General features: G+C 70.4%; 24 protein-coding genes, 1 tRNA gene and 1 pseudogene. 15 read left to right on the top strand and 11 right to left on the bottom strand.

Going from position 1 to position 26,652, the window contains the following annotated elements; translation table 11 throughout:
• Nucleotides 1-12: 12 nt before the first annotated feature.
• Nucleotides 13-888: a carbohydrate kinase family protein gene (locus tag J7E89_RS33460; RefSeq protein WP_214979108.1), complete on the bottom strand. Its 876-nt coding sequence runs from the start codon at nucleotides 886-888 to the stop codon at nucleotides 13-15.
• A gap of 195 nt (nucleotides 889-1,083) precedes the next feature.
• Here J7E89_RS33460 and J7E89_RS33455 point away from each other — a divergent pair, with 195 nt between their 5' ends.
• Nucleotides 1,084-1,827: an SIMPL domain-containing protein gene (locus J7E89_RS33455; RefSeq protein WP_214978986.1), complete on the top strand. Its 744-nt coding sequence runs from the start codon at nucleotides 1,084-1,086 to the stop codon at nucleotides 1,825-1,827.
• 58 nt (nucleotides 1,828-1,885) lie between these two features.
• Here the strand turns inward: J7E89_RS33455 and J7E89_RS33450 are convergent, their stop codons facing one another.
• Nucleotides 1,886-2,506, bottom strand: a complete 621-nt coding sequence (locus J7E89_RS33450) for a TetR/AcrR family transcriptional regulator (protein WP_214978983.1) — start codon at nucleotides 2,504-2,506, stop codon at nucleotides 1,886-1,888.
• Nucleotides 2,507-2,687: 181 nt separating this feature from the next.
• Between J7E89_RS33450 and J7E89_RS33445 the strand changes: the two genes are divergently transcribed.
• Both J7E89_RS33445 and J7E89_RS33440 read left to right on the top strand, forming a co-directional pair.
• Nucleotides 2,688-4,256: an APC family permease gene (locus J7E89_RS33445; protein ID WP_308315682.1), complete on the top strand. Its 1,569-nt coding sequence runs from the start codon at nucleotides 2,688-2,690 to the stop codon at nucleotides 4,254-4,256.
• A 24-nt stretch (nucleotides 4,257-4,280) separates the two neighbouring features.
• Nucleotides 4,281-4,856, top strand: a complete 576-nt coding sequence (locus J7E89_RS33440) for a hypothetical protein (RefSeq protein WP_214978980.1) — start codon at nucleotides 4,281-4,283, stop codon at nucleotides 4,854-4,856.
• Nucleotides 4,857-4,900: 44 nt separating this feature from the next.
• Here the strand turns inward: J7E89_RS33440 and J7E89_RS33435 are convergent, their stop codons facing one another.
• A complete protein-coding gene (locus tag J7E89_RS33435; RefSeq protein WP_214978977.1) occupies nucleotides 4,901-5,575 on the bottom strand; it encodes a zf-HC2 domain-containing protein in 675 nt (224 codons plus the stop codon).
• Nucleotides 5,576-5,592: 17 nt separating this feature from the next.
• Nucleotides 5,593-6,168 (bottom strand): RNA polymerase sigma factor, encoded by a 576-nt coding sequence (locus tag J7E89_RS33430; protein ID WP_214978974.1) that lies wholly within the window; start codon nucleotides 6,166-6,168, stop codon nucleotides 5,593-5,595.
• A 150-nt stretch (nucleotides 6,169-6,318) separates the two neighbouring features.
• Here J7E89_RS33430 and J7E89_RS33425 point away from each other — a divergent pair, with 150 nt between their 5' ends.
• Both J7E89_RS33425 and J7E89_RS33420 read left to right on the top strand, forming a co-directional pair.
• Nucleotides 6,319-6,771: a copper-binding protein gene (locus J7E89_RS33425; protein ID WP_308315681.1), complete on the top strand. Its 453-nt coding sequence runs from the start codon at nucleotides 6,319-6,321 to the stop codon at nucleotides 6,769-6,771.
• Entirely contained in the window at nucleotides 6,761-7,219 is a 459-nt protein-coding gene (locus J7E89_RS33420) for a hypothetical protein (RefSeq protein ID WP_214978971.1), read from the top strand. The genes J7E89_RS33425 and J7E89_RS33420 overlap by 11 nt, the downstream gene beginning before the upstream one ends.
• A gap of 18 nt (nucleotides 7,220-7,237) precedes the next feature.
• Here the strand turns inward: J7E89_RS33420 and J7E89_RS33415 are convergent, their stop codons facing one another.
• From J7E89_RS33415 to J7E89_RS33390, 5 genes are read right to left on the bottom strand one after another with little or no spacing between them, the layout of a single operon-like run.
• The gene (locus J7E89_RS33415; RefSeq protein ID WP_251061434.1) at nucleotides 7,238-8,059 is read right to left on the bottom strand and encodes a glucose 1-dehydrogenase; all 822 of its coding nucleotides are present in this window, start codon (nucleotides 8,057-8,059) and stop codon (nucleotides 7,238-7,240) included.
• Nucleotides 8,056-10,581 (bottom strand): acetate--CoA ligase family protein, encoded by a 2,526-nt coding sequence (locus J7E89_RS41375; RefSeq protein ID WP_308315680.1) that lies wholly within the window; start codon nucleotides 10,579-10,581, stop codon nucleotides 8,056-8,058. Before J7E89_RS41375 ends, J7E89_RS33415 begins: the two co-directional genes overlap by 4 nt.
• Nucleotides 10,578-11,762: a Glu/Leu/Phe/Val dehydrogenase dimerization domain-containing protein gene (locus J7E89_RS33400; protein ID WP_214978969.1), complete on the bottom strand. Its 1,185-nt coding sequence runs from the start codon at nucleotides 11,760-11,762 to the stop codon at nucleotides 10,578-10,580. The genes J7E89_RS41375 and J7E89_RS33400 overlap by 4 nt, the downstream gene beginning before the upstream one ends.
• On the bottom strand, nucleotides 11,759-13,390 hold the full coding sequence (locus J7E89_RS33395) for a 5-guanidino-2-oxopentanoate decarboxylase (RefSeq protein WP_308315679.1): 1,632 nt from the start codon (nucleotides 13,388-13,390) through the stop codon (nucleotides 11,759-11,761). The genes J7E89_RS33400 and J7E89_RS33395 overlap by 4 nt, the downstream gene beginning before the upstream one ends.
• A 16-nt stretch (nucleotides 13,391-13,406) precedes the next feature.
• Nucleotides 13,407-14,564: an acyl-CoA dehydrogenase family protein gene (locus J7E89_RS33390; RefSeq protein WP_214978966.1), complete on the bottom strand. Its 1,158-nt coding sequence runs from the start codon at nucleotides 14,562-14,564 to the stop codon at nucleotides 13,407-13,409.
• A 282-nt stretch (nucleotides 14,565-14,846) separates the two neighbouring features.
• On the opposite strand from J7E89_RS33390, the gene J7E89_RS33385 reads away from it, so the two are divergent.
• The 8 genes from J7E89_RS33385 to J7E89_RS33350 all read left to right on the top strand — a co-directional run bounded on the left by J7E89_RS33385 (nucleotide 14,847) and on the right by J7E89_RS33350 (nucleotide 21,930).
• Nucleotides 14,847-16,085 carry an MBL fold metallo-hydrolase gene (locus tag J7E89_RS33385; protein ID WP_214978964.1) on the top strand — a complete coding sequence of 413 codons (1,239 nt, stop codon included), beginning with the start codon at nucleotides 14,847-14,849 and terminating at the stop codon, nucleotides 16,083-16,085.
• Between the two features lie 227 nt (nucleotides 16,086-16,312).
• Nucleotides 16,313-18,199, top strand: coding sequence for a sensor histidine kinase KdpD (locus tag J7E89_RS33380; RefSeq protein WP_214978961.1), 1,887 nt, complete (start codon nucleotides 16,313-16,315; stop codon nucleotides 18,197-18,199).
• Between the two features lie 90 nt (nucleotides 18,200-18,289).
• Complete coding sequence (locus J7E89_RS33375; RefSeq protein WP_214978959.1) at nucleotides 18,290-18,724, top strand: roadblock/LC7 domain-containing protein; 435 nt, start codon at nucleotides 18,290-18,292, stop codon at nucleotides 18,722-18,724.
• Between the two features lie 2 nt (nucleotides 18,725-18,726).
• On the top strand, nucleotides 18,727-19,098 hold the full coding sequence (locus J7E89_RS33370) for a DUF742 domain-containing protein (RefSeq protein ID WP_374196942.1): 372 nt from the start codon (nucleotides 18,727-18,729) through the stop codon (nucleotides 19,096-19,098).
• The gene (locus J7E89_RS33365) at nucleotides 19,076-19,699 is read left to right on the top strand and encodes an ATP/GTP-binding protein (RefSeq protein WP_214978956.1); all 624 of its coding nucleotides are present in this window, start codon (nucleotides 19,076-19,078) and stop codon (nucleotides 19,697-19,699) included. The genes J7E89_RS33370 and J7E89_RS33365 overlap by 23 nt, the downstream gene beginning before the upstream one ends.
• Nucleotides 19,696-20,265: a GAF domain-containing protein gene (locus tag J7E89_RS33360; protein ID WP_214978954.1), complete on the top strand. Its 570-nt coding sequence runs from the start codon at nucleotides 19,696-19,698 to the stop codon at nucleotides 20,263-20,265. Before J7E89_RS33365 ends, J7E89_RS33360 begins: the two co-directional genes overlap by 4 nt.
• 569 nt (nucleotides 20,266-20,834) lie before the next feature.
• Complete coding sequence (locus J7E89_RS33355) at nucleotides 20,835-21,761, top strand: alpha/beta fold hydrolase (protein ID WP_214978952.1); 927 nt, start codon at nucleotides 20,835-20,837, stop codon at nucleotides 21,759-21,761.
• Between the two features lie 95 nt (nucleotides 21,762-21,856).
• Nucleotides 21,857-21,930 (top strand) — tRNA-Pro (locus J7E89_RS33350).
• A gap of 99 nt (nucleotides 21,931-22,029) precedes the next feature.
• On the opposite strand, the gene J7E89_RS33345 is transcribed toward J7E89_RS33350, so the two are convergent.
• Nucleotides 22,030-23,247, bottom strand: coding sequence for a site-specific integrase (locus J7E89_RS33345; protein WP_214978949.1), 1,218 nt, complete (start codon nucleotides 23,245-23,247; stop codon nucleotides 22,030-22,032).
• Nucleotides 23,240-23,539 carry a helix-turn-helix domain-containing protein gene (locus J7E89_RS33340; RefSeq protein ID WP_251061433.1) on the bottom strand — a complete coding sequence of 100 codons (300 nt, stop codon included), beginning with the start codon at nucleotides 23,537-23,539 and terminating at the stop codon, nucleotides 23,240-23,242. The genes J7E89_RS33345 and J7E89_RS33340 overlap by 8 nt, the downstream gene beginning before the upstream one ends.
• Before the next feature lie 994 nt (nucleotides 23,540-24,533).
• On the opposite strand from J7E89_RS33340, the pseudogene J7E89_RS33335 reads away from it, so the two are divergent.
• Nucleotides 24,534-24,614 (top strand): annotated as a pseudogene (locus tag J7E89_RS33335) (DUF933 domain-containing protein); the annotation flags it as partial.
• A 621-nt stretch (nucleotides 24,615-25,235) separates the two neighbouring features.
• Nucleotides 25,236-26,633, top strand: coding sequence for a hypothetical protein (locus J7E89_RS33330; protein ID WP_214978947.1), 1,398 nt, complete (start codon nucleotides 25,236-25,238; stop codon nucleotides 26,631-26,633).
• The last annotated feature ends 19 nt before the right edge of the window (nucleotides 26,634-26,652 follow it).

The raw sequence follows: 26,652 nt of genomic DNA, 5'->3' as shown, positions 1-26,652 counted from the left end.
GCCCACGCGGCTCTAGGAGGAGAGGAGGTCACCCGGTCCGATCAGGTCCGTGTTGCCCTCCGTCGTGCAGGCGTGCGCGCCGGCCAGCGCGCCCAGACGGGCGCACTCCTCCAGACCCCGGCCGGCGAGGCGTCCGTACAGGAACCCGCTGACGTACGCGTCCCCGGCGCCGTTGGAGTCCACCACCGGGCCCTTCGGCACGGTCGCGGGGATCGGGCGCGGGGTGCGGCTGCCGTCCCTCGTCAGCAGGTACGAGCCGCCCGCACCCGCCGTGGCCACCACGGCCTCGGCGCGGCCTTCGCGCAGGATGTCGCGCATCACGGCGGCAATCCGCTCGCCGGCTCCCGCCGCGCTGAGGAACACCAGGTCGGAGCGGAGCGCGAACTCCCGGTGATGATCGGCGAGTCCGTCCCAGTCGTGCAGATCCGTCGAGACGGGGACGCCGAGCTCCTCGATGTCGTCGAGCAGGTGCCGGGCGAAGTCCATGATGGACAGGTGCACATGCCCGGCCCGCCGCAGGTGGGGGAGGTAGAAGTCGCGGGGCATGCGCAGATCGCCGGGGTCGCGGGCGTCGTAGAAGGACATCCGGCGGCCCGTCGCGCTGTCGACGAGGTTCACCGCGCGGCGGGTGCCCGCCGGTGAGATCAGCGGCTCGAAGTCGACACCGCCCTTGGCGAGCCGCTCCCTGACCTGACCGCCGACCCAGTCGTCGCCGATGAAGTCGAGGAATTTCACGTCGAGTCCAAGAGCCCGGCAGCCGAGCGCGACATTGCCTCCCGTATGCCCCGGCCACTCGCGGATCGGTGGCACGCCGAACGAGTCGGCGACCGGTACGGGCAGCGAATCGACACGGACGACCGTGTCCACCCCGCTGCCGCCGATGACCAGGACGTCGTACACCGCCTGCTCACCATGCTGGTCGGACTGCTGTTCGGACAGCTGTTCAGACACCGCAACCCCTTCCGGATCCCCGCTGAGGCACAGTATGGCTGGTACGGAGAGGTGACAGGGCTGGAGTGGCGCGACCGGTCCGGCGGCGGCCGGTGCTGGGATGGCCCTCCTACCTCTGGAAGGACCACCTTCATGTCCGTGACTACGGCCCTCACCGCCGCTGCGCTCACCGGTGGACTGCTGCTCGGCGGCGCCGTCGCACCCGCCTTCGGGGCAGCCCCTGCGGCAGCCGCGCCGGCTCCCGCCCCGGTCGCCGACGCCGTTACCGTCTCCGCGGGCGGCGAAGGCAGAGCGTCGGCCGCCCCCGACATGGCGGTGCTCACCGCCACGGTCGAGGCCACGAAGCCCACCGCGAAGCGGGCGCTGGCCGCTCAGTCCGCGGCCGCCGACGCGCTGCTCGCCGCCGTACGCAAGCAGGGCATCGCGGACCGCGACGTACGGACGGAGGGTCTGTCGCTGAACGCGGTCTACCAGCACACCGACCGGCCCTCGAAGCTGACCGGTTATCAGGCGGGCCAGTCGTTCTCCGTCAAGATCCGCGACATCACCAGGACCGGCGCTGTCGTCGAAGCCGTGACGCAAGCGGCGGGCGACGCGGCCCGGATCAACGGCGTCACTTTTGACGTGGCCGACCCGTCCGCCCTGCGCGCCAGGGCCCGCGAGGCCGCCCACGCCGACGCACGCGCGAAGGCCGAGCAGTACGCACGCCTCAGCGGCCGCCGGCTCGGGCGGCTCGTGTCGCTCGCCGAGACGGGAAGCGGCATGCACCGCCCGCTGGACGTGCCCGGCGCGGCGTTCGACGAGGGGAAGGTGCAGGTGGCGACCGGCGAGATCCGGGAAGAGGTCACCGTCACCGCGGTATACGAACTGGACTGATCCGGCGGGACGGGACGGGGCGGGACAGGACAGGGCGGGACGGGGCGGGGCGGGGACTTCAGCGCCCCGCGGCTGCCAGCACATCGCGCTCGACGCCCAGTTCGCGGGCGAGCGCGTCATCGGTCCACTCCAGCATGGCGGCACGGGACAAGGACCCGGCGTACGACGTCATCTGGACCGCGAGTCCGTCCAGCAGCGCGGTCAGCCGCCAGGCCGCGGACACGGGGTCCTCGCACTGGAACTCGCCCGCCTCCGCGCCCTCCGCGATGACCTCGGCCAGCGCCGCCTTCCACCGCTGATCCAGATCACGGGCCACCTCGCGGAGGGCCGGTTCACGCAGCGAGGCCGCCCAGCCCTCGATCCACAGCTTCCACCCCTTGGCCTGCCCGGTCGGCGCGTACCAGCGGACCGCGGCGCGCAGCCGGCGGACGGCGCTGGTACGACGGCCGAGCAGCTTGCGCAGCTGTGCGAGATCACCCTCGGCGGCGTACGTGAAGGCGGCCGCGACGAGCTTCTCCTTGGTCGAGAAGTGGTAGAGGACCAGCGCGTTGCTCACGGAGAGGGCCGAGGCGACGTCGGCGATGCGTACGGCGCTCACACCCCGTGCCTCGATCTGCTCGACTGCGGCGCGCAGCATTTCCTCGCGCCGCTCCTCCACGCTCAACCGGACTCTTGCCACGCGGTAACCCTACACACGGGTCACTTGACCAGGCCGGTCTCACGGATGCCGTCGAACCCTTGACAGCGCACTGTGGCGCGGGCCACAGTCGCCTCTACTGACTGGCCATTCAGTCAATGTGAAGTGTGAAGAAGTGCCGCGCCTGTACGCACTCGCCCGTACCGCCGTAGGAGTCAGCCCCGTGACCCAAGCACCTCCCTCCCGGACAGAAACAACAGCAAGAGCAGCGGCAGCCGCCGGAGCCCCCGACCTCTCCGAGGGCTGGGGCGAACAGCGCGGCAGGCTGCACAAGGACTTGCGCCGCCTCGATGTCCTCTTCTTCCTCATATGCACGCTGGTCGGCCTCGACACCATCGGTTCGGTGGCCGCGCAGGGCCCCCAGGGCCTGACCTGGATGGCGATCCTCGCCGTCGCCTTCTTCCTCCCGTACGGACTGCTCGTCGCCGAGCTCGGATCCGCCTTCCCCGTGCAGGGCGGCCCGTACGTCTGGACGCGGCTCGCCTTCGGGCGGCTCACCGCCGGCGTCAATCAGATCCTCTACTGGATCTCCAACCCGGTCTGGGTGGGCGGCAGCCTGTGCATCATCGCCCTCACCACCTGGGAGGAGTTCTTCACTCCGCTGCCCGGACTCTGGAAGTACGCCGCCGGACTCGTCTTCATCTGGGGCGGGGCGCTCGCCGTCGTACAGTCCGTGCGCATCGGCAAGTGGGTGCCGATCGCCGGCGCGATCGCCCGGATCGTACTGCTCGGCTTCTTCCTGGTCTCCGTCGTCGTCTTCGCCGCCAAGAACGGCGTACACACTTTGCCGGCCGGTGAGTTCGCCCCCACCTACGTCGGCTTCGTCGCCCTCGTCCCCGTCCTGATCTTCAACTTCGTCGGCTTCGAACTCCCCAGCTCCGCCGCCGAGGAGATGAAGAACCCGCGCCGCGACATCCCCCTGTCCATCCTCCGCTCCGGCCTCGCCTCCCTCGTCCTGTACGGCGGCCCGATCCTCGGCATCCTCTTTGTCCTCCCCAGCCAGGACATCGGCAGCCTCGGCGGCTTCATCGACGCCTGCAAGGCCGTCTTCACCGTCTATGGAGGCTCGATCGCCGCCGACGGTACGGTCACCCTCACCGGCGCGGGCTCCGTCTTCGGCGGGATCGCCGCGGCCGGCCTCATCATCGGGCTGCTGACCAGCGGCGTCACCTGGGCCATGGGCGCCCACCGGGCGCAGGCCGTCGCCTGCGCCGACGGAGCGGGCCCGGCCTGGCTCGGCGCGATCTCCGAGAAGCACGGCACGCCGGTACGGGTCAACCTGCTCTCGGCCGTCCTGGCGTCCCTGCTCTTCGTCGTCGCACTCAACCTGACCGGCGGCGACGGCGAGAAGTACTTCGCGGCCGGTCTCGGCCTGACGATCTGCACCACCTTCATCTCGTACGTCATCACCTTCCCCAGCCTGGTCGTGCTGCGCCGCAAGTACCCGGACGTCACACGCCCGTACGCCGTCCCGGGCGGCCGCGCCGGAGCATGGCTCGTCACATCGCTCGCGACCGGGTTCGTGGCCTTCACCGTCGTCGTACTGATCTGGCCGGGCTTCGGCGTCGGCTGGTTCGGCACCGAGGGGACGGCCGCGGACTCGCTGCCCGAGGCCTTCGCGGGCGAACGGCTCCAGTACACGCTCAGCCAGGTCGTACCGCTGCTGCTGTTCCTGGGCATCGGGCTGGTCTTCTACGCGCTGGGGGCGAAGACCCGCCGCGCGAAGGGATGACGAATACGGGATAGCGTGCGGCGCATGGGCGATGCGTACGTATGGGTGGCCGACCTGGACGCCCGGCCGGAGGAAGCCGCCGAGCTCGCCGGCCGGGTCATGGACTGGCTGGAGCACCAGGGCATCGTCGAGGGCGAGCTGACGAACTGCCTGCTCGGCGACGAGCTCGGCAGGCCGCCGGGACCGCACGCCGCGTGCGCCGTCACCGAGGACGAGGTGACGGTGGGCGGGGCGTGCGGTGTCGGCATGGAGATCGAGCGCCGCGTATACGTGTGCGCGGACCTCTGGACGGCCACCTGCCCGCACTGCGGTGCCACGACCGAGCCCGCCGACAGCGGCCCCGACATGTGGACGCGCGCGTGGGCCCCGCTGCTCGACGACCTGTACGCCTGGTTCGGCGGTACGGGCCCGGGCAGCGGGGCCTGCGTGCGGTGCGGGGAGAGGTCCGGCTTCCTCGCGTGGAAGATCGACCCGCCGGTCGCGGTGGCTCACCTGGGAATGGTCCTGTGGAACTGGCCGCCGCTGTCGGAGCGGTTCCTCGCGGAGCTCGGCGCGGTTCTGGGGGGCCATCGGCTGGTGACCGCGAGGACGGCGGTGTGACCAGGCAGGGACCAGGCAGGAACCGGGCAGGGAACAGGTACGGATCAGGTACGCGTCGGGAATTTCGCGGTGGCGAGGACGGAGCCGTCGGTCGCCAGCAGCTGTGCGCCGGACACCGTCGCCGGGTCCACCGGGGCCGGGGCTCCCCAGTAGCCGTAGCCGCCCTTGAGTGAGAACGAGCCGACGGGGACCGTGGTGCCGTCGGAGCGTTCGAGCCGGCAGCGGACCGTTCCGCCGCCGTCTTCGAGGTCGACGGACATGTACACCCAGCCCGGCGAACCGGGATAGACGTATATCCGGCCCACCTCCTGTACGCCCGCGACGAGGGCAGCCTGGAGCAGAACGGGCTGCCCCTGGGCCTGCGACGAGGGGGCGGGGGCGTCGTCGAAGGAGGTGCCGACGGCCCAGCCGCCGAAGCCGCACGCGATGGCGAGCGCAGCCGCGGCCGCTGTGACCCGCAGACGCCGGCGCAGGCGTAGGCGGGGCGTCGCCGACCGCTCGGGGTTCATCCGGTTCGCGACGCGGGTTTCGAAGCCGACCGGAGGCTCAGTGCCCGGAAGCAGCCCCAGCAGGCCGTCTCCGACGAGAGTCAGCTGCTCGATGTCCTGCCGGCAGCCGGGACAGCGGTCCAGATGCGCGACCGCCTGCGCCCGCTCCTGGGCGGGCAGGATGCCCAGCGCCAGCTCGGCGGCGAGGTCCCGCATCCGGTCGCAGGTCATGCCTCCTCCCGTGCTCATCATCGGCTCACCTCGCTCCCGAGGGCCGTGCGCAGTTTGCGCATCGCCGTCCTGATCCGCGTCTTGGCGGTGCCCAGCGGAATCCCCTCGAACTGGGCGATCTGCTGGGCGGTCATCCCGTAGATCCCGGCCATCACCAAGGCGCGGGCCTGTTCCCGGGGCAGGGCCGCCAACGCCGTTCGTATCCGGGCCGCAGTCTCGTCGGCGAGCGCCTGCCGTTCGGGGGTGTCGGTCATGATGTCGAGGAGTGGGTCCAGGTCTTCGGGTGCGACGGGAGTGGCCCTGCGCGCGCGGACCGCGTCGATCGCCAGGTTGTGCGCGATGGTCATCAGCCAGGTCTTCACCGACCCGCGGCGGGAGTCGTACACCTGGGCGTGCCGCCACGCACGCTCGAACGTCTGCTGCGCGATGTCCTCGGCGAGCTGGGGATCGCCGACGACGGCGATGGCCACGCCGAAGACCGTGCGCTGGAAGCGGCGCACGAACGCGACGGCGATTTCGGGGTCGCCCGTCGTCAGACCTGACAGCAGTGCCTCGTCCGGTGCGCGTCCGAGGGGGAGGCCCATTCTCCGCATACCAGTGGATACGGTCGGCCTCCCCGAAGGGATTGCTCCGCCTCCACGGGAAGTCACACTCGTCATTCTCCTGCCAATCCATCGGCGCGGTTCATCCGTATCCACTGCACGACGGAACTCCTGCGGAGGGCTGAGCCATGGCGAAGCCGCGTGGGACTGGGGCTCGCGGCCGCAGCGCTGGCGGGCGTGCTGGCGGGCTGCGGGGGCGGCAACGGAGGCGGCGAAGGGCGCGGCGATACGACGACATCCGCACCCCCGGAGCGGACCACCGAAGCGGGAGTCACACGGGTGAACGCCGACATGACCGACTTCCGCATCACCCTGTCGGAGAAGACGTTCAAGGCCGGCGACCACACCTTCGTCGCCAAGAACAACGGCAAGCACGACCACGCCCTGGAGATCGAAGGCCCCTCGGGGGAGCACCGCACCAAGACGCTCGCTCCCGGAGCCTCCGAGACGCTCAGGGTCACCCTGAAGTCCGGCACCCACGAGGTCTACTGCCCCGTCGGCGGGCACGAGGACCTGGGCATGAAGATGGAGATCACCGTGGGCGGCGGCGATGCGCCGGTGAACGAGACCCCGTCGAGGAACAATGGCTACTGAGCGTGCTCCCTGTGTGATCGCACTGCGACTGGTAAGTGCCGCGCTGACCGCGGCGATGGGCGCGATCCACCTCTACCTCTGGGACGACGGCGGCTACCGGGACCTGGACACCATCGGCGTGCTCTTCCTGCTCAACGCCATCGGCAGCGCCCTGCTGACCTTGGCACTGCTGGCCTTCCCCACGCGTTACGTCGGCGTTCCGGCCGCCCTCGGAGCGCTGTTCACGGCCGGCACGCTGGCCGCCCTGGTCATCAGCCTCACCATCGGCCTGTTCGGCTTCCTGGAGTCCCTCGACGGAGAACTGGTGTGGCCCACCATCGCCGTCGAATCGGCAGGGGTGGTGGCACTGACGGCGCTGACCCTGCTGGCGTACGACCTGCGGCATCGCGGACGGAAAACACGCACTCAGGCGCCGGAGGGGCTCCATCGCGGCCCGTCCGGCGCTTGAGGGCGCACACGCGAAGGGTCAGGGGGCGGTGGTGGCACCGGTCCGTCCGTACACCTGCTTGCCGAGCCACTGTCCGCCGTCCACCGTCAGGCACTCGCCCGTCAGGTACGACGCCCGCTCACCCAGCAGGAACAGCGACGCGTCCGCGATCTCGTCCGGCTGGGCGAAGCGGCCGGCGGGAACGGTCGCGAGCACCTCGGCCCGCGCCTCGTCCGTCGCCCACAGCGCGGCGCCCGCACCCGCGGTCTCGGTCGGCCCCGGAGCGATGCAGTTGAGCCGGATACCGAGCGGGGCGAGCTCGACGGCGAGCGTACGGGTCATGGCGAGGACCCCGGCCTTCGCGGCGGCCGAATGGACCGTGCCCGGGTGGCCGTGCCAGGCGTACGTCGCGATCACCGAGAGGACCGAACCGCCGGTGCCCTGCTCGCGGAGCTGCCTCGCGACGGCGCGGGTGCAGTAGTACGAGCCGTTGAGGACGATGTCGACGACCGCGCGCCAGCCGTTCGGGCTGATGTCGATGCCGGGCGCGACGAAGTTCCCCGCGGCGTTGTTGACCAGGCCGTCCAGCTGACCGAAACGGTCTGTGGCTGCCGCGACGAGCGCGTCGACGCCTGCCGGGTCCCGTACGTCCGTCGGTACGGCGAGGGCCTGGCCGTCCTCCTTCTCGATCAGGGCGACCGTCTCCTCCAGCTTCAGGGGGGTACGGCCCGCGACGACGACCCGGGCGCCCGCCGCGCCGAGGGCGAGGGCGATCGCACGGCCGATGCCGCTCCCGCCACCGGTCACGACGTACGTACGCCCCGCGAACTCGGAACCACTTGTGTCCTTCAGCTTTCTCAACGGAGCACTCCATGCGCATCGAGGGCGATCGCGCCGCCCGGGTGGACCAGCAGGGGATTGACTTCGAGCTCGGACAGCTCCGGATGCTCCGCGCAGGCCCGCGCGAGCGCGCACAGGGCGGCGGCGGCCGCGTCCAGATGTACGGGCGGCGAACCGCGCCAGCCGGTCAGCAGCGGGGCATGGCGCAGCGACAGCAGCAACGCGCGGGCGCGGCCGGGCGTGAGCGGTGCGAGTGCGACGGCCGTGTCGGCGAGGAGTTCGGCGGTGACTCCGCCGATGCCGACCATGGCGACGGGTCCGAAGGCCGGGTCGCGCCGTACGCCGGCGATGAGTTCGACGGCGTACGGGGGAGACGCCATCGCCTCCACGGCGTAGCGGGCGGCGCCGGTGGTGGACCGCATCCGCGCGAAGACGGCGCGCAGCCGGTCCTCGTCGTCGATGCCGAGGGCGACGCCACCCGCCTCCGTCTTGTGGGCCAGGCCCATGGCCTTGAGAGCCAGGGGGTAGCCGGTGCGGTACGCGGCGTCGGCCGCCTCGTCGGCGGTCGTCACGAAGCCGGCCGCCGGGAAGGTGAGGCCGTACGAGGCGAGCAGCTCACGCACGGCTTCGTAACCGCCGTCGGGCACGGTGAACGAGGCCGGAGGCGGCGGCGGGGGCGGAGCCGCCACGACGGTGGCGTGCAGCCTGGCGGTCCCGGCGAGGGCGGTGGCGGCCTGCTCGATCCGCTCGTACACGGGCACGGCGTGCGCGCGCAGTACGGCGAGGGCGGGGGAGTCGCGCGCCATGGTGTGTACGACGAGCTGCCGCCCGGACTCCCGTGCCGCTGCCGCGAGTTCAAGCGCGACTTCGCACTCCCCGTCCGCCTGGGCGGGGTTGGCGGTGGCGTAGTCGCCGAAGTACCCGGTAAGTACGACGGCGTCGGCGTCTCCGCTGAACAGCAACGCGCGTGCGATACGTGCGTAGTTGGCCAGATCCGCCTCGCCTGCCCCGGCGAGATCGACGGGGTTGCCGCAGGCCGCACCGGGCGGCAGATGAGCGGCGACCTCGCGCGAGGTGTCGGCGCAGAGCCCGGGCACCTCAAGCCCACGCGCCACCAACGCATCGGCGGCCAGGGCCCCCTGTCCCCCACTGTCCCCAACGACACCAACCCGCAGCCCACGCCGCCGACCACCGGGGGATTCCGCCTCCGAGCCCCGCGCATCCCCGCCAGACAGCGCGCCCACGCGCTCCACCGCCGGGGACGCCCCGACCTCCGCCCCGAGGCCCGACGCGCCCCGCTGCCGATCCGCGTGGGCGAGCCACCCGCTGCCGGCGGCGCCGGTGAGCGGGCGGGCGGTGCGCCGTTCGCTGTGGGTCTCTCCCACTTCGGGGACGGCGTTACGTGTTCGGTGGCCTGCCGGCTCCGGCCAGCCGTCGGCATCGGCCCCGTCCCGGGCTTCGCCGGAGGCCACCCGCTCCTTCTCCGCGTCGGACGCGGCTCCCGTGCCGCCGCGTGCGTCGCACATGTGCCGCACGTGGTGGGAGGATTCGGCCGCTTCGGTGCTCACGGTGTGCCTCGCGCCCGCGGCTGCCCCGACGGGCCGTCCGTCGCGCGCGGCCGGCGCGTGCCTCAGGCCCCCGTTCGCCGGCGGTCGTAGCGCCGATGCCCGTGACGGCGCCGCCAGTAGACATATCGCCGTATCCACGAGCTCGCCCGCCGTGTCCAGCAGCAAGGCTCCCGCGTCGCGGCACACCGCCTCCACCGTCGCGCGGGCGCTGACCAGGGCTCCGGTGTGGGAGGCCGCTGCTCGGCCCGAGGCTTCGCTGCGGCCTACCGTCAGCAGCAGCACCGGCTTGCCCGCCGCGTGCGCCGTGGTCAGGGTGCGGGCCAGGCGGCGGCCGTCGCGGAAGTCCTCGACGTACGCCGCCACGATCCGGGTGGGGCCGTGCCCGATCAGCGCGTCCAGCGCATCCGCCGCGTCGATGTCGCGCTGGTTGCCGAGCGACACGAAGCGCGAGAAGCCCTGACCGGCGCGGGCCAGCAGCCTGCCGATCTCCAGTGCCAGATTGCCGCTCTGCGAGACGAGGCCCACCGCACCCGCCGGGAAGTCACCCCAGCTCAGGCGCAGGGCGGTCGTCGTGTCCACCACGCCCATGCAGTTGGGGCCCAGCAGCCGGGCTCCGCACCCGGTGACCAGGGAGGCGAGTTCACGCTCCTCGTCCGCGCTCGTACCGCCCGACGTGATGACCGTGAAGCAGCGGGCCCCCGCCGCCAGACCCTCGGCCACCAGGGGCCTCACCTGCCGCGGAGGTACGGCGACGACCACGTGCTCCGGCGGGTCCGGCAGGCCGTCCAGGCCGGGCAGGAAGGGTACGCCGTGCAGTTCGCCGCCACGCCGGTTCACCAGGTGGACCGTACGGCGATCACGTCCTTCGAGGGCCCCGGAGGCCAGCCAGTACCCCCACTTCCCCGGGTTGGCGGAAGCGCCGACGACAGCGACCGATCCTGGGTCGAAGAGCGCTTCCAGGCCGGTGCGCGTCACCTGTACCACCCGAACCGCTCCGCGATCACCGGCAGGCGGTCGGCGACGATCGCGTGCGCCGCGGCGCGCGGCGTCGTGCCGTCCGCCTCGGCCCGCGCCAGCATCTGGTCGATCAGCGCGCGCATCGAGCGCCGCGTGTACGCGAACGCCTCGTCCGCGTCGGCGCCGATGTCGCCGAAGAGGGTCCACCACCACCAGGCGTTCGTACCGGAGTTGACGACGACGTCCGGCAGGACGCTCACTCCACGCTCCGCCAGCAGCAGCTCCGCGTCGGGCAGCACCGGCATGTTGGCCGCCTCGACGATCCAGCGGACGGCGGCGCCGATGCGCTCCTGGTTGGTGGCATCGACGGCGTACGAGACAGCCGCCGGAATCAGCACCTCCGCCTCTGCGGACAGCCAGGCGTCGCCCGGCAGTTCGAGGTCCCCGGCGCGCAGCACGCCCCGGTCCACCGCGCCGTACGCGTCGCGCGCGCCGAGCAGCGCTTCGACGTCCAGGCCGTCCGGGTTGGCGACAGTACCCTTCACGTCGGCCACGGCGACGATCTTCAGCCCCGCCAGGGACAGGAAGCGGGCCGTCGCGCCGCCCATCGTGCCGAGGCCCTGTACGGAGACACGGGTCCCCTCGTACGCGACCCCCGCGCGGTCGAGCGCCGCGAGCACAGATTCCGCGACTCCGCAGCCGCCGACCAGCTCGTCGAGGCCGATGCCGTCGACCTCGACGGCGAACGCGTCGGCGAGCCGCTGCCGCGCCGCGCTCTCGTCGTCGAGCAGCGGATAGACGGCCTGGATGGAGGAGACGAGGCCGGCCTCGGTGGCGGCCTTGTCGACGATGTCCTGGGTCAGGCCGAGGTCCTCGCCGGTCGTCCAGAAGTTCTCGATGTGCGGCCGCATGGCGCGCAGGTAGCGCACCAGGATGCCGTACGCCTCGGGGTCCCGCGGGTCGCAGTCGATGCCGCCCTTGGCGCCGCCGAGCGGGATGTAACGGCCCTCGGCGTTGTAGTGGAGGGCCTCCTTCATCGTCATGCCACGGGCCAGTCCCGCGACCTCGTCGAGCGTGCAGCCCGCGCGCATGCGCAGGCCGCCGCTGGACACGCCGCGTACGAGCCGGTCGACGACCAGGAAGCCCCGGCGCCCTGTGACGTGATCGGTCCAGATCTGCGAGATCAGGGGGGCGTTCATACGGTGCTCTCCTCGGGAACGGTGATGACGGTCGGACCGGGGGTCTTCAGCGCCCGCGCCAGCGCCTCGGCGAGCGCGCCGGGGGACGCGGCGTGCGTGCCCCCGCCGCCGTACGCACGGCACAGCGCCGGCAGGTCTACGCGCGGCAGGTCGACGGCGGTCGGTGTGTCGCCGCGGGCGTTCATCTCGTCGCGGATCTCGCCGTAGCCCCCGTTGTCGAACACGACGACGGGCAGCGGAAGTCCGAGCTGCGCGGCGGTCGCCAACTCCTGCACGGTGAACTGCAGCCCGCCGTCGCCGCTCAGCGCGACAACCTGCCGCCCGGGATACGCCGACTTCGCGCCGATCGCGGCAGGCAGGGCGTATCCGAGCGTGCCGAACCCGGTCGGATGGAGGTAGCGGCCACGGGGACCGACGGGCAGGTGCGGGATCGCGCCGTAGTAGCAGCACTGCGCGCTGTCCGAGGTGATGACGGCGTCCTCGTCCAGCACGCCACGGATCGCGCGCAGGTACGGAATCCACCGCGCGTCCCGGGCGGCCGTCTCCGCGTCCCGCTCGCCGCGCAGCGCCGCGACGGCGCTGCTGAGCGTGGCCGGGCTCGTAAGGCGCTGACCGGCGGTGGCCTTCCGCAGCGCCCTGAGCGAGTCGCGCGCGTCGCCGACGAGCGCCACGTCCGCGGGCATTGCGGCGTACATCTGCGCCGGGTCCACATCCACCCTGATCAGCGTCCCGCCGAGGGCGGACGGCGGCGCCGACCACAGGTCCGACTCGGCGAGCTCGGTCCCGACGGCAAGGACCACATCGCAGTTGGTCAGCGCCTTCTGTACGGACGGACTGTGCAACGAAACGCCGAGCGACAGTGGGTGGGACTCGTCGACAATCCCCTTGCCGTTGGCCGTGGTCACGACGAACGCACCCAGTTCCTCGGCCAACGCGCGGCACTCCGCCCCCGCCTCCCGGGCGCCGCCGCCGAGAACCAGCGCCGGCCGGCGAGCCGCCAGCAGGGCAGCCGCGGCCTCCCGCACGGGCGCGGCGCCGGGCGGCCGCTCGGCGGACGGCGGCGCCAGGCGTACGCCGCCCACCCGCTCCGCGTCCTCCAGCAGATCCAGCGGTACTTCGATGTGTACGGGACGGGGGCGTTCGGTGCGAAAGAGCGTGAAGGCCCGTGCGACCGCCGCACCGATCTCCTCGACCGTCGACACCCGGTGGCTGAAGGCGGCGACCCCGCGCAGCGTCTGGGTCTGGCTGCGCATCTCGTGCAGCATGCCGGTCGGCTGCCGGGGGTGGCGCAGGGGCATGCCCGGCGAGACGATCAGCAGCGGCACACTGTCCGAGTACGCCTGGCCCGCCGCCGCAGCGATGTTGAGCAGGGCGGGCCCGGTGGTGGTGACGGCGATGCCGGGTTGGCCGGTGACCCGGGCGTAGGCGTCGGCGGCGTACCCCGCGCCCTGTTCATGGCGGGGTGTCACATGCCGGATGCCGTACGGCTCCAGATGCCGGTAGATCTCCAGGTTGTGCGTGCCGGGGATACCGAACGCCATGCGGGCGCCGTGCGCGGCCAGCGCCCTGACCAGGGCTTCGCCGCCGGTCATCGCGGCCTCGGGGCCGTAACGCCCGTGGGATGTCACCCCTCGCGCCGCCACCTCAGACACTCCGCGAGATGACCAGGCGCATGATGTCCGAGGTCCCCTCTTCGATCTCTTCGAGCCGCGCGTCACGCATCCACTGCTCGACCGGGTACTCGCGCGAGTACCCCCAGCCGCCCAGCGTCTGGACACCTGCCCAGGTGCAGTACGCCGCCGTCTCCGAGGCGGTCAGCTTCGCCATCGCCGCCTCGGGCGTCGCGTCGAGCCCCGCGTCGAGCCGCTTGGCGGCCCGCCAGGTCATCAGCCGCGCCTGCTCGATGCGCGTGCGCATGTCGGCGAGCCGGAACGCCACCGCCTGGTGCTCGATGATCGGCTTGCCGAACTGCTGCCGGGTCGTCGCGTAGTCGCGGGCGTATTCGTACGCGGCCCTGGCGACGCCCGTCGCTGCTGCGCCCAGTACGGCGCGCGAGATGTCGAACGTACGCATCAGTCCGCTGAAGCCCTGCCCCTCGTCGCCGAGGCGGTCGGCGTCGGGAACGAAGACGTCCGAGAGGAAGATCTCGCGGCAGACGATCGCGCGCTGTCCCATCTTGCGCATCGGCTCTCCGAACGACACCCCGGGCGTGTCCTTGCGGAACAGGAATGCCGTCACACCGCGCGAGCGCTGCGAGGGGTCGGTCTTGGCGAAGACGACGTACTGCTCGGCCTCTCCGGCGTTGGAGATCCACGACTTCTGGCCGTTGATGCGGTAGCCGCCGGCGGTGCGCGTCGCCGTCGTGACGATCGAGGCGGCGTCGGATCCCGAGCCGGGTTCGGTGGTCGCCAGGGACGTCATCGGGGTGTCGGGCCCGGTGAGCGGGGTCAGCCATTCACGCTTCTGCTCGGGGCTGCCCAGCTCCATCAGGGGGTCGGCGAAGAAGCCGTTCGAGCAGAGCAGATTCCCGATGCCGAGGTCCCCGACGCACAGCTCTTCCTGCACGAGGCACTGGGTGAAGACGTCGGTGAAACCGCCGCCTCCGTACTCCTGGGGGAGCATGAATCCGGTGAGGCCGACCTTGGCGGCCTTGCGCCACAGGTCCCAGGGCGTCTCGGTGTCCGCCTCGTCCACGGCGCGCGCCCGGGGCCTGATCTCCTCACGCGCGAAGGTACGAGTGAGCTCGACGATGTCGCGCTGCTCCGCGTTGAGCGGAACGAGCTCGGTGGGGAGGTCGGACATGGGTGCCTCCAGGCACGACGGCGGTGTCGCAACGGTGGATTAACTGAACCGTCAGTCAGTATCTGGAGCCGGAAGCACCCGTGTCAACGAGATCTGTTACTGAACCGCCAATCAGTTCCGGCCATACATGCGGCTGTCCCGCGGCTGTCCCGCGACTGCTCCGCGCCGCGCGCCGTACCCCGGCTCGTACGCCGTCCCGTACCGGGTCCGTAATGGCCCCGTTCCCGCGCTGTCGTACCCGGCACTCATAATGGGCGAAGACGCTGAGCCCATGGAGGTCCTGTGACCGGCGCTGACGCTCTGCCACCGCTGCGTTCCCGGCTGCGCTCGCTGCGGACCGCCGCCTTCGGCGCGGATCCGGCCGGGGAGCGGATGGAGCGCATCAGGCGCTCGCCCAACTTCGCCGACGGGGTCTTCCAGAACCCGGTGGGCGCGCGGACGAGACCTTCGGGATCGACGCTCGAACTGGCCAAGGTCTACTTCCGCAAGGAGGAGCGGCGCCGTAGGACGCCGGCCGGCCCCGTACCTCTTCACGCAACGACCCTCACCGACCTGGCCGAGCCGCCCGCCACCGGACTGCGCCTCACCTGGATGGGCCATTCGAGCGTGCTCGCCGAGATCGACGGGCGGCGCGTGCTCTTCGATCCGGTGTGGGGCGAGCGCTGCTCCCCCTTTTCCTTCGTCGGGCCCAAGCGGCTGCACCCCGTTCCCGTGCCCCTGGCGTCGATCGGCCCGCTGGACGCCGTCGTCATCTCGCACGACCACTACGACCACCTCGACATGCCTACGATCCGGGCGCTCGCCGGCACCCGCACGGCCTTCGCGGCGCCGCTCGGCGTCGGAGCCCACCTCGAGCGCTGGGGCGTACCCCCCGACCGCGTGCACGAGCTGGACTGGAACGACACGGTGAAGATCGCCGGGCTCGGTCTGACCGCGACCCCGGCCCGCCACTTCTGCGGCCGCGGCCTGCGCAACCAGCAGCACACGCTCTGGGCGTCCTGGGTCGTCACGGGACCGGAGCGCCGGATCTACCACAGCGGCGACACCGGCTACTTCGAAGGATTCAAGGACATTGGCGCCGAGCACGGCCCGTTCGACGCCACCATGATCCAGATCGGTGCGTACAGCGAGTACTGGCCCGACATCCACATGACGCCCGCAGAGGGCATCCAGGCGCACCTGGACCTCCAGGGCGGCCCGTCGGCCGGTCCGTCGAGCGGCCCGATGCTGCCGATCCACTGGGGTACGTTCAACCTCGCCCCGCACCCGTGGTCCGAACCGGCCGAGGGCACCCTCAAGGCCGCCGCCGACACGGGAGCCCGGATCGCGCTGCCGCGCCCCGGCGAGCCCTTCGAGCCCTCGGTGCGAGCAGCCCTCCCCGCCGCGCCGTGGTGGCGCGCGGTCGCCAAGGGGTCGGCGGCGGACCGTACGGGCGGCGGCATGCCCGCGGCCCCCGGGCGGAAGGTGGGTTCCGGCCGCATCGCGGGCACCGGCGAACCGGAGACCGCGCCCGCCGTTTAGGGCCGCGGGAGCCATCAGTTTTTCGGTCTGTAGTACGAGGCGTCATACCAGAGCGGGACGCTGCGCGGGCAAGTTTGGCAACTGCGCGTCGATCATGAAAGGTTGCCGACTACTGTGAGTGCCCGGTGATCAACATGGGGCCACATCGCCCAAGTTGAGCCCAGACCGACCGTGGTCGAACAGACGCAGTACGCCGATCCCTGGGGCCCCACGTACCGAGGACGCTGATGTCTCAACTTCGCGCACCCGCCGCGCGCGCAGACCGCCGCGAAGGCGGGCGGCACGGACGCCCGGGCGCCCGGCCTCATCCCGCGCAGCCGATGCCCGACTTCCACATACGCCCTCAGCTCCTGCGCGCCGCCGTACTCCCGGCCGTCGTCGTCGCCCTCAGTGGCGCCGCGGCCGTGCTGTTCACCCTCCGCGCCACCGCGGCCACCGCCACCGCCGCGACCGCCGCCGAGTCGGCGCGCAGCTTATGGGTAGCGCTCGCGGGTGCCGGAGCGCTCGTGATCGTCTCGCTGGCGGCGGCCGTCGTGGGCGCCGACCGGGCTGCCAAGACCGTCCTCGACCGCTGCAACGCGCTGCGCAGGACCAGCGCGCGCGGGCAGGCCGACCTGCGCGCGGTCGTCGAGCAGCTGCGGCGCGGCGAAGGGCCGCCCGCACGGCGTACGCCACCGCCCGCCGCGCAGGGCGACGACGAATTCGACCTGCTGGAACGGGAGTTGGGACGCGCCCACGAGGCTGCCGTGGGCGCCGTCGTGCAGGCCTCGCAGCTGTCCAGCAGCACGGGCACCGACCAGAAGGTCGAGGTCTTCGTCAATCTGGCCCGCCGGCTCCAGTCGCTCGTACACCGGGAGATCCAGCTGCTCGACGAGCTGGAGAATGATGTCGAGGACCCCGAGCTGCTCAAAGGCCTCTTCCACGTCGATCATCTCGCCACCCGCATCCGCAGGCACGCGGAGAACCTGGCCGTCCTCGGCGGCGCGGTGTCCCGGCGTCAGTGGAGCAACCCGGTGACCATGATGGAGGTACTGCGTTCCTCGATCGCCGAGGTCGAGCAGTACTCACGGGTCAAGCTGGTGCCGCCCATCGACGGCACGCTGCGCGGCCACGCCGTCGCCGACGTCATCCACCTCCTCGCCGAGCTCGTCGAGAACGCCACGGTGTTCTCCGCCCCGCACACCACTGTGCTGCTCCGCGCCCAGCACGTCACCGCGGGCCTGGCCATCGAGGTCGAGGACCGGGGCCTGGGCATGCCGCTGACCGAGCAGAACAAGATGAACGCCCTGCTCCACGACCCTGACAACGTCAACGTCGGCCGTCTTCTCCAGGACGGGCGCATCGGCCTGTTCGTGGTGTCGGCGCTGGCCCGCAGGCACGGCATCACCGTCCGCCTCCAGGCCAACATCTACGGCGGCGTACAGGCCGTGCTCGTGCTGCCGCAGGGGTTGCTGGGCGGGGAGGACCAGGGCGGTCTCGGCCGGGCGGCGGCCGCCGGCACCCGGCAGACTGTCCCGGCACCCGCGCCGGTGACGCCCGGGCCCCCTCTCACGTCGCCGCCCGCGCACACGCCCGCGCCCGCCAGTCCCGGACCCGCCCACGCCGCACCCGCTTCCCCTCCCGCCATCAACGGCAACGGCAACGGCAACGGCAACGGCAACGGTCACAGCAACGCACACGCGCCGCTCCCCGTGCGCGGCGCGCAGGAGGACCGGCCCACCCCGGCCGCCGCCCGCCCGGGCATCGGCTCCCACCGGCCCGATCTCTCCGCCGAGCCGGTCCACACGCAGGCCCAGCCGCGCGCCGACGGATACGTGCGCGGCACCATGAGCCGCCCCAGCCTGCCGAGACGCCGCAGCCAGGAAAGCCTGGTGCCCCAGCTCAGAGAAGCCCCCGTCGCGCGCCAGGACGACGAGTACCCCGCTCTTCACGACCCGGGTCTGATGGCGGCCTTCCAGCGAGGCATCGGCCTGGCGGAGGCGCAGCCCGACCCGCACCTCCTGCCACACGCGGATCAGGCACCGGACCCGGCCACGACCCAGGCGCCGCCTCCGGCCCCTGCCCCGGAGCGGCATCCGCAGCCGTACCACCCGAGCGAGGGCGACGCAGGCTGACCACTGCCTCCGCCTCAACCCCTCCCTTTCGCCCCTCCCTTTCGCCCCTCCACACCTTCCGCCCGCAGTACCCCAAGGAGTAGATGCACCATGGCGAGTGATGCGCCGACCGGCCAAGTGTCCGATCTCGACTGGCTGTTGAGCGGCCTGGTCCAGCGTGTTCCCTTCACACGCAGCGCGGTTCTGCTCTCCTCCGACGGCCTGGTGAAGTCGCTCCACGGGCTCGACACCGACAGTGCCGACCACATGGCCGCCCTCGCCTCCGGCCTCTACTCGCTCGGCCGCAGCGCGGGTGCCCGCTTCGGCGACGGCGGCGAGGTCCGCCAGGTCGTCGTCGAGCTGGACTCCACGCTCCTCTTCGTCTCCACCGCGGGCTCCGGCACCTGCCTCGCGGTGCTCGCGGGGCGTGAGGCGGACGCAGCGGTGCTGGGTTACGAGATGGCGATGCTCGTCAAGAGCGTACGGCCGTATCTGATGACACCGGCCAGGCAGAGGGCGGGCGCGGCGAGCGCCACGGGACGCTGAAGGTGCTGCCCCCGCACGACGGGCCGTGGCTCGACGACGCGGCCGGCCGGCTCATCCGTCCGTACACGGTGAGCGACGGCCGGACCCGCCCCACGACCGCCTTCGACTTGCTGACCATGGTGCGGGCCACCGGAACGGAGCCCCTGATGCACCTCGGTCCCGAGCACGCCCAGGCGCTCGGACTGTGCGCACACCCCACCTCGGTGGCGGAGATCGCGGCGTATCTGCGGCTTCCCGTGGTCGTCACCAAGGTGCTGCTTTCCGATCTGGTCGGCTGCGGGGCGCTCACCACCCACGCGCCCCGCTTCGACGACCAGCCCACCGACCTATCCCTGCTGGAGGCAGTGCTAGATGGCCTACGACGACGGCTCTGATCTGTTTCCCACCGCACTCAAGATCCTCGTCGCGGGCGGATTCGGGGTCGGTAAGACGACCTTTGTGGGAGCGGTCAGCGAGATCGCACCGCTCAGTACGGAGGAACTGCTCACCCAGGTGAGCGTCGGGACCGACAGCCTCGAAGGCATCGAGGACAAGGCCACGACGACCGTCGCCATGGACTTCGGCCGGATGACCCTCGACGAGCACCATGTGCTGTATCTCTTCGGCACACCCGGCCAGGAACGCTTCTGGTTCATGTGGGACGAACTCTCCAAGGGCGCCCTGGGCGCCGTTGTGCTCGCCGACACCCGCCGCCTCCAGGACAGCTTCTCGGCGCTGGACTTCTTCGAGCGGCGCGGCATCGAATTCGTCGTAGCCGTCAATGAGTTCGACGGCGCGCACCGCTACGAGCCGGAAGAGGTACGGGCCGCCCTCGGCCTGGGGACAGAGGTCCCCGTCGTGCTGTGCGACGCCCGTATCGCCAGCTCGGCGATCAAGACGCTGGTCACCCTCGTCCGGCACCTGCTCACCATCATCCCGGCCTCGCCGACTTCGTCGGCCGCGTCGAGTTACGGAAACTACGGAGCACCCACATGACATACGACCGGATCGGTCAACTGCTGCTCACCCCCGTCGACCCGGAGGCGCCCGCCCGCGTGCGGCGGCTGCATGAGCTCGGGCTCGGCGACCGGGCCGTGCCTGCCTTCGACATGTTCGCCGACCGGCTCGCGGAGGTGACCGGAGCGCCGTACTCCATGGTCAACTTCATTGACGAGAACCGGCAGTTCTTCGCCGGTCTGCACACCCCGACCGGCACTCACAGCGGCACCGACCTGGGATCGGTCGCCGCGACGAGCCGCATCGGCAGGTTCCTCGCCCGCGATCACGGGTACTGCCCGCACGTCGTCGCGCGGCGCAAGGCACTGGTTCTGGAGGACGTCTGCGACTACCCGCGGTTCGCGGGCAATCCGGTCGTAGACGAGATCGGCATCCGGTCGTACATGGGCGCGCCCGTCCTCGACCGTACGGGCATCCTGCTCGGCACGGTCTGCGTCGTCGACACCGAGCCAAGGCAGTGGGGGCGGGCGGGACTGGAGACCATCAAGGCGATGGCCGCGGAGCTGGCCGAACTGATCCGGCGCCGCGAGGACGGCGGCATCTGACACTGCATACGTCCGTGACGTCGATGGTGACGGCCTCGCGCAGCGCATGCGGTGTGGACCGTGTCCCGGGGCAGGGCGATGAGGGACACGTGCCGCATCCCAGCCGTGCAGGGCGACGACCGCGCTGGTCAGGCCTTGCTGCCGCGCAGTCCGTAGCCGAGTACGCCGATACGCAGGTCGGTCCGCGGTCGGGAAGCCCCTCGACATCACCGTCGAGCGCTGCGACGAGATCCTGCGGACCGTGTACGAGACAGACCAGAACACGGAAAGACGCTGCCTCGGCGCGGGGCGGTGAGGCCACCCCGAGTCCGAGAATCAGCGCCAGCAGGGTTCCGACAACGGTGAAGGGCAGAAGGAATCTTCGCGCGGGGTGACTCATGGGCGCTCCCGGTGCTGGTGAGGCGGCCGCGGGTGCAGAAAGCGCTTTCTGAAGTGCGTCGCTCAGAGTAGGTTCCCGCCAACAGGCGGTCAATGGGTCGGCAGAGGTCCGGTGTGAGCCGCTCTCCCGTGGGGAGGTCAGCAAGTACCGGAGCACATACACCAGCAGACACACCCAGGAGGCGCGACCGATGAGCACCGCACACCGCACGGGAACGGCGACCGCAGGCGACGGCGCCCAGATCGCCGCGTACACCTGGCTGCCCGACAGCGGCAGGCCCCGCGCCCTCGTCCAGATCGCCCACGGCGCGTGCGAACACGCTCTGCGCTACGACCGTTTCGCCCGGCACCTGGTCTCCCACGGTTACGGCGTGATCGCCTCCGACCACCGCGGCCACGGCGCGACCGCCGCCGGCACCGGCGGCTACGGCGTGGTCGGGGAGAACGGCTGGCGTGCGATCGTCGACGACCTCAAGGCGGTGGGCGACCAGGCCAGGGGCCTTCACCCCGGGGTGCCGGTCGTGCTGCTCGGCCACAGCCTCGGCTCGATGCTGGCCCGCGACTACGCCCAGGAGTACCCGGACGGCCTCGCCGGCCTCATCCTCTCCGGTACGTTCCGTACGCTCCCGGGAGCCGAGCTCCACGCGTCGATCGCCGGTCTGGAGGCGGAGATCGCGGAGCGCGGCCGCACGGCTCTTTCCCCGTACCTCCCCGCCCTCTTCTCCTCCTTCAACGACCCGTATCAGCACCGCACGGGCTTCGAGTGGCTCTCGCGCGACGAGGCAGAGGTCGACGCGTACGCGGCGGACGAGCGCTGTGGCTTCGCCTTCAGCGCGGGCCTCACGCTGGACTGGGTGCACGCGGTCCGCAAGATCAATGACCCGCGCAATCTCGCCCGCATCCCCGCCGACCTGCCCGTCCACATCGCCGTCGGCACGGAAGACCCCTGCAACCAGCGGATGACCCTCGTCTACGAACTCCTGGAGGACTTCCGTTACCTCGGCACCGAGGACCTCACCTGGAAGGGATATGAAGGCGCCCGCCACGAGATCCTCAACGAGACCAACCGGGACGAGGTCCAGGACGACCTGACCGCCTGGCTGGACAAGCGCGTCTGAGTACACGGAGCCAAAAGCCGTTCGTGACCACCGGCCCAAGTGCGGTATTGTTCTCAAGCGCGTTCAGCCAGGGGAAACCCCAGGCAGACGGGCACCGGGACGTGGCGCAGCTTGGTAGCGCACTTGACTGGGGGTCAAGGGGTCGCAGGTTCAAATCCTGTCGTCCCGACTCGAAAGAGTCGAGGTCAGGGCCGGTTTCGGAGCAATCCGAAACCGGCCCTTGATCATTTTTGGGGACCAGTTGGGGACCAGCGGTCCTTGACCAGCGTCAGCGGGTGACGACGATCGGGCTCGGCAGGGAACGCGGGGCGCGCAGCACGTTCAGGTGCGCCGAGAGTGCCGCACCGGCGGCCGTGATCTTGTGTATTTCCGGGTGGAGGTAGCGCTGGGTGGTGGTCAGCGATCCGTGGCCGGCGATCCTTCGCAGGACGTGTACCTGCACTCCTGCGTCAGCGAACCAGGTCAGGCCAGTGTGCCGGAGGTCGTGGCGGCGCAGATGTTCGTAGCCGAGTCGGGTGACCACGTCGTCCCAGTGCGTCGCGTCACGCAGGACAGCGGTGGAGATACGCCCGCCGCGCGGGCCGGTGAACAAGCGGGCGTCGGGGTCGGGGCCGGCGGACAGAATGCGCTGGGCCACGAGGGGCCGGATCTCCTCGATGATGGGAACCTTGCGGGCCCGCTTGCCCTTGGTGCCTTTGTCGGTCAGCCCGCCGGGTGCGGGTGTGGTCTGACGCCGCACGGTCCAGATCCACTGGCTGGTGTCGATGTCGCCGACGCGGCAGCCTGAGACCTCGCCGATCCGGGCGGCGGTGCACGCGGTGAAGAGGACGACGTTTGCCCAGCCGCGGTACCGGTCGTGGGAGGCGGCCACGAGTGCGTCAGCCAGCCGGACGAGAGTCTGCCAGTCCGGAAGGGCTAGGGCGCGGGGGTCGAGGAGTTCGTCCTCGGCCTGCTTGTAGAGCTTCTGCCAGCCGGTGACACGGGCTGGGTTGACCTTGATGATGCCGTCTCGGACTGCCTGCTCCATGACGCGGACCAGGACGGCGATGGTGTTCTTCACCGTCGAGCGGCTGTGCTCGTCGGTGATCCAGTTCTGCACGCTGCGGTCGACGACACCGTTGGTGATCATCCGCACCGCGAGGTGGCCAAGGGCAGGGACCACGCGCGTCCGCCACCCCGCCAGGTAGGGGTCCAGCGTCTTCAACTCCAGGCCGCGCAAGGCGAGGTCCATGTTCGCTTCGCCATATTCGGCGAGCTTCATCGTGGCAAGGGTGGGTGCTATTCCGGCTTGCGCGGCCTCGATGATGGTCTGGAGCCACTCCTGGGCTTCTTCTTCGCTGCCTTTCCCCTCCGACAGTGACTGGCGGAGCTTGCTGGTTGGATCGGTCCAGCGGACTCGTGCCCGATACGGAGCGGGGCGATCAGGGCGGTATTCGATATCGGTGGAGAGCCGGACGCCGACAGGAACAATGCTCTTATCAGCCATTGCGCCCCTTGCCGGGAACGGTACGCCGACTGCGCAGCCATTCCTCAACATCGAGAGAGCTGTACATGATGACGCGTCCCGATATGGAAATGAATGGCGGCCCTTGGAGTGGCCGGGCAGTGCGCCAGCGGCGGAGGGTGGAGGCGTCCAGGCGTAGGCGAGTGGCGAGCTCATTGGTCGAGTACCAGGCATTGGCCAGGAGGGGCGGTCGGCTGTGGGACGGGGCGCGACCGGGGCGGTGGGGTGCGGGGTGCGGGGTGCGCTGCAGCCTCCTTCTCGCATTGCGGCTCAATGCCGGTGGTCTGTGCTATCTGTTCGGCGGGCAAGTTCGGTTGATCTCCGGGCAGTACGGAACACTAAACGGATCTGCGCAACAGTCCAGAGACGGACGACACAGTTCGCGAACGGAGAACGCGCTGCAGTCGTCCCGAGGCGAGATGGGCCCTCACTGGACGCTTCGATCCGAGATGGTGCTCGGGCGAACGTCGGGAAACCATCGTCCCGAGAAACACCGGTTTGGCTAACCGGCCATTCCAAGCTATGTTCCGCCACTTGGACCCTGGGGCCTATCAGGCCGCGGTTGGCGGTTCGCCGCCTTCATGTGTGCACGGGGACGGTGGGCAGCTGGTCGATACTGCTTGCCGGAAGGGCGAGAATCCTTTCGCTCCTACCAGGATGGCGACGTGGTCCTGGGGATTGTGCAGGACCACGTCGCCATCGGGGTTCGTCCTACGGCTGTACGACCTTCGCTTCGACTCTCGACTGGTCGAGGCCGACTACCGGGGCCCCTTCGGAATGAAAGCTTTTGCGGCCAGTTGCGGCCGTGATCTGCGGAGACGCGTCTTCGACGAGGCTCCGCACCATTGGTAGACCGTGCGTCTCCTCGCCCCTCCGTTCTCCGCCACCACCCACCACCTCGACCGGGTGCGTGTACCTCGCTGTTGTGGAGGGCGGGCCCCGAACTGGCTGGACACGGCTGGACGGTAGACGATGCCGATTCGGATGCACGGAACGTTGGTGAAGGCTGGTTGTTGGGAATGGCCTTTTGGGCCTGCTGGAACTCGCAGTTGGTGCCGTCACATGCCAGCATGTTCAGGCGCTGGCGGCGGTCCTGTATGCCGGTCTCGGAGCGTGTGCTTCCATGGCTCGCCAGTAGGGCAAGGTTCACTGGCGGCTTTCTCGGGCGGTCTGGACCAGTGTGCAGATCAGGGCGAAGGTCACGCGGCGGTCTCGAAGCTCCGCCAACGTATGCCGTCGATCAACTTGCCGACGCACACATATCGGCGGCGGCTGCAGCGGCCCGTATGGAGGGCAAGGAGTACGTCACGCAGGATGGAGACGTGGTGGAGTTCCGCTTCAACGTGTAGCGGGTGACGACCACCACGTCCTTGACCTGACAAGCACGCAGAGTAGAAGGGCCCGCTCTTCGAGCTCGGGCCGCTGGCTTTGCCCGTCGCTCGGAAACCTGACGCGTGTCATTGCCCGCAGTGCAGGGTGGCGCTCTACTTCCCAGAGCGCAGTCTGAGGTGCCAGCGGTGCATGAGATGGGGCAGGCGCTTCGAAGCGGCCCGCTCTATTTGCTTGCTTGGGAATCCGTGCTGGCGGCCATGCCTGGCGCCTTTACCACGGGATCGCCGGTTGGCCAAACCGGCGTTTCTCCTGATCATTGTTTGCGCTCGCCGACGGATGTCGCGATTTCCTGGTCCGCGGCAAGCGCATCTTCGGTGCTTCGCCGTTGAGGTCACGTCCCGTTTTTGCAGTGCGGGTGCGTGTCGTATGTGCGCGCAGCGGCTTGTCGGTGGGAGATGGTGCGGCATCGGCCTGGGGACCAGGTCTGGGGACCAGTGCCCGGTACACGCAGTGGCGTCGGTGTTGACCAAGAGCATGCAAAAGATGAAGCGGCGTTCTTCGGTGGTTCGGCGGAGCGCCGTTCTGGTGTCTGAAAAGGGGTGTCGGTGTTGCTTGGCTCTAGGCTTCGAGGAGGAGAGATGGGGGGACTTGTGGGTGGCAAACTGTCGATGGCTGACGTTCCACTGGGGCCGTTCGCGGGCTCGTTGATCACGGTGTATTCGGCCAAAAGCAAGGCGGCCAATCTGCACGTGTCCAGGCGGTGCGGACAGCTACGCACGTCCGACGTGAGAACTGTCGACGTGCCGCTGGAAACGACGACGATGCAACGGTTGTGCTCGCGATGCGCCGCATTGGGCGCCTGGGGCCGACCGACTACCGCGCTGGGCATATTCCTGCGGGCTCTCGGCGGGGTGGGCCTGTTGTTCGAGTTGCAGTCCTACACGGAGGCGGACGAGGAAGAGTGCTGGACCGACGAGGAGGCGGGGGACGCCGCTGCGCTTCTTCGTAGTGAACAGGATCTCGACGGCGATGACGACGAGGGTGTGGAAGGTGGCACATCGCTTGCTGAAGCACGTGAGGACGCCGAGCGTCTGCGCGACCTGATCTTCTCCCACTGGCGTGGCGCGGGACGGAGTCTGTATCGGGCACAAGCCGTCCTCGCTCACTTTCCCTGGCTGCAGGAGTGGGCGAAGCCATCGCTGACGGCCAAGATGCGGTACCTGGAGATGCTGCGAGGCCAGGCAGCCCGGTTCGTAGAGCCCGAGGAGCTTCTCGTAGCTGCTTCCGCAACAACTCTCCCCACGCCCGAGTTTCCGTGTGCGGAACCGGCTTTCGCGGTGCTCGGGAGCAGCAGCCGGGTGTCCGTGGCACTCGTGGACCTGTGGCGCCGGTGGCAGAGCGCGGCTGGACGACCCTGGGACCGGCCGGGGGTGCGTGCCTACCTTTCGTACGAGATCGTGCGAGACGTCCGCAGCAATCGGAAGGGCTACGACGCGGCCCGAGCCACAGCCGCGCGTCTCATCGAGTCCTGGGAGGAATGGGCCCGGACGGCAGCGACGTCGGCGGACCGGGCACCGACGCGCCGGCTGACGGTGCGTGTGCCGGAAGCATCCGAAGCCACGGCACGTCACGATGGCCGGGACTTCCTGGACGGACTGGATATGTGGACGCTCGGAGTTCTGGTCACGTGGACCGTCGATGCCGACTGGGGGAGCCGCGTCCTCACACTGGAAGTCCCCGACCTCGTCGCCGAACGGCTGCTCGACCCGACGAGCGACCTTTCCTGTAGCCCAGTTGGTGGGGCAGCGGATCCACCTGAGCGCGACCGTGATCCGGAAATTCAGCCGGGCATCGTTCGTCCGGGCGTCTTCGACGACACCCCGGTCTTCGACCGACGTCCTGTCACCCTCGATCACATCCGTGCACTACGCACGCTGGCGCCCGAAGCCGACCAGCTTTATCTAGTCTTCTCAGCGAGCGGGGGAGCGGAAGTCCTGCCTCTCGACACCATCGAGAGGCGGCTGGCCAAGGGGTAGCTAGAAGACTCATGAAGAT

Origin of the sequence: Streptomyces sp. ISL-100 (assembly GCF_018614615.1) — a bacterium.
Taxonomy (GTDB): domain Bacteria; phylum Actinomycetota; class Actinomycetes; order Streptomycetales; family Streptomycetaceae; genus Streptomyces.
The sequence above is the reverse complement of the archived record's forward strand: the minus strand, read 5'-3'. Positions and strand labels throughout refer to the sequence as shown.

What these genes read in the sequence shown, in the direction of transcription:
- J7E89_RS33440 (WP_214978980.1), top strand. Translation starts at nt 4,281, where the DNA reads ATGGGCGATGCGTACGTATGGGTGGCCGACCTGGACGCCCGGCCGGAG.
- J7E89_RS33355 (WP_214978952.1), top strand. Translation starts at nt 20,835, where the DNA reads ATGAGCACCGCACACCGCACGGGAACGGCGACCGCAGGCGACGGCGCC.
- J7E89_RS33345 (WP_214978949.1), bottom strand. Translation starts at nt 23,247, where the DNA reads ATGGCTGATAAGAGCATTGTTCCTGTCGGCGTCCGGCTCTCCACCGAT.
- J7E89_RS33390 (WP_214978966.1), bottom strand. Translation starts at nt 14,564, where the DNA reads ATGTCCGACCTCCCCACCGAGCTCGTTCCGCTCAACGCGGAGCAGCGC.
- J7E89_RS33455 (WP_214978986.1), top strand. Translation starts at nt 1,084, where the DNA reads ATGTCCGTGACTACGGCCCTCACCGCCGCTGCGCTCACCGGTGGACTG.
- J7E89_RS33420 (WP_214978971.1), top strand. Translation starts at nt 6,761, where the DNA reads ATGGCTACTGAGCGTGCTCCCTGTGTGATCGCACTGCGACTGGTAAGT.
- J7E89_RS33430 (WP_214978974.1), bottom strand. Translation starts at nt 6,168, where the DNA reads ATGCGGAGAATGGGCCTCCCCCTCGGACGCGCACCGGACGAGGCACTG.
- J7E89_RS33375 (WP_214978959.1), top strand. Translation starts at nt 18,290, where the DNA reads ATGGCGAGTGATGCGCCGACCGGCCAAGTGTCCGATCTCGACTGGCTG.
- J7E89_RS33435 (WP_214978977.1), bottom strand. Translation starts at nt 5,575, where the DNA reads ATGACCTGCGACCGGATGCGGGACCTCGCCGCCGAGCTGGCGCTGGGC.
- J7E89_RS33400 (WP_214978969.1), bottom strand. Translation starts at nt 11,762, where the DNA reads ATGAACGCCCCCCTGATCTCGCAGATCTGGACCGATCACGTCACAGGG.
- J7E89_RS33380 (WP_214978961.1), top strand. Translation starts at nt 16,313, where the DNA reads ATGTCTCAACTTCGCGCACCCGCCGCGCGCGCAGACCGCCGCGAAGGC.
- J7E89_RS33360 (WP_214978954.1), top strand. Translation starts at nt 19,696, where the DNA reads ATGACATACGACCGGATCGGTCAACTGCTGCTCACCCCCGTCGACCCG.
- J7E89_RS33365 (WP_214978956.1), top strand. Translation starts at nt 19,076, where the DNA reads ATGGCCTACGACGACGGCTCTGATCTGTTTCCCACCGCACTCAAGATC.
- J7E89_RS33330 (WP_214978947.1), top strand. Translation starts at nt 25,236, where the DNA reads ATGGGGGGACTTGTGGGTGGCAAACTGTCGATGGCTGACGTTCCACTG.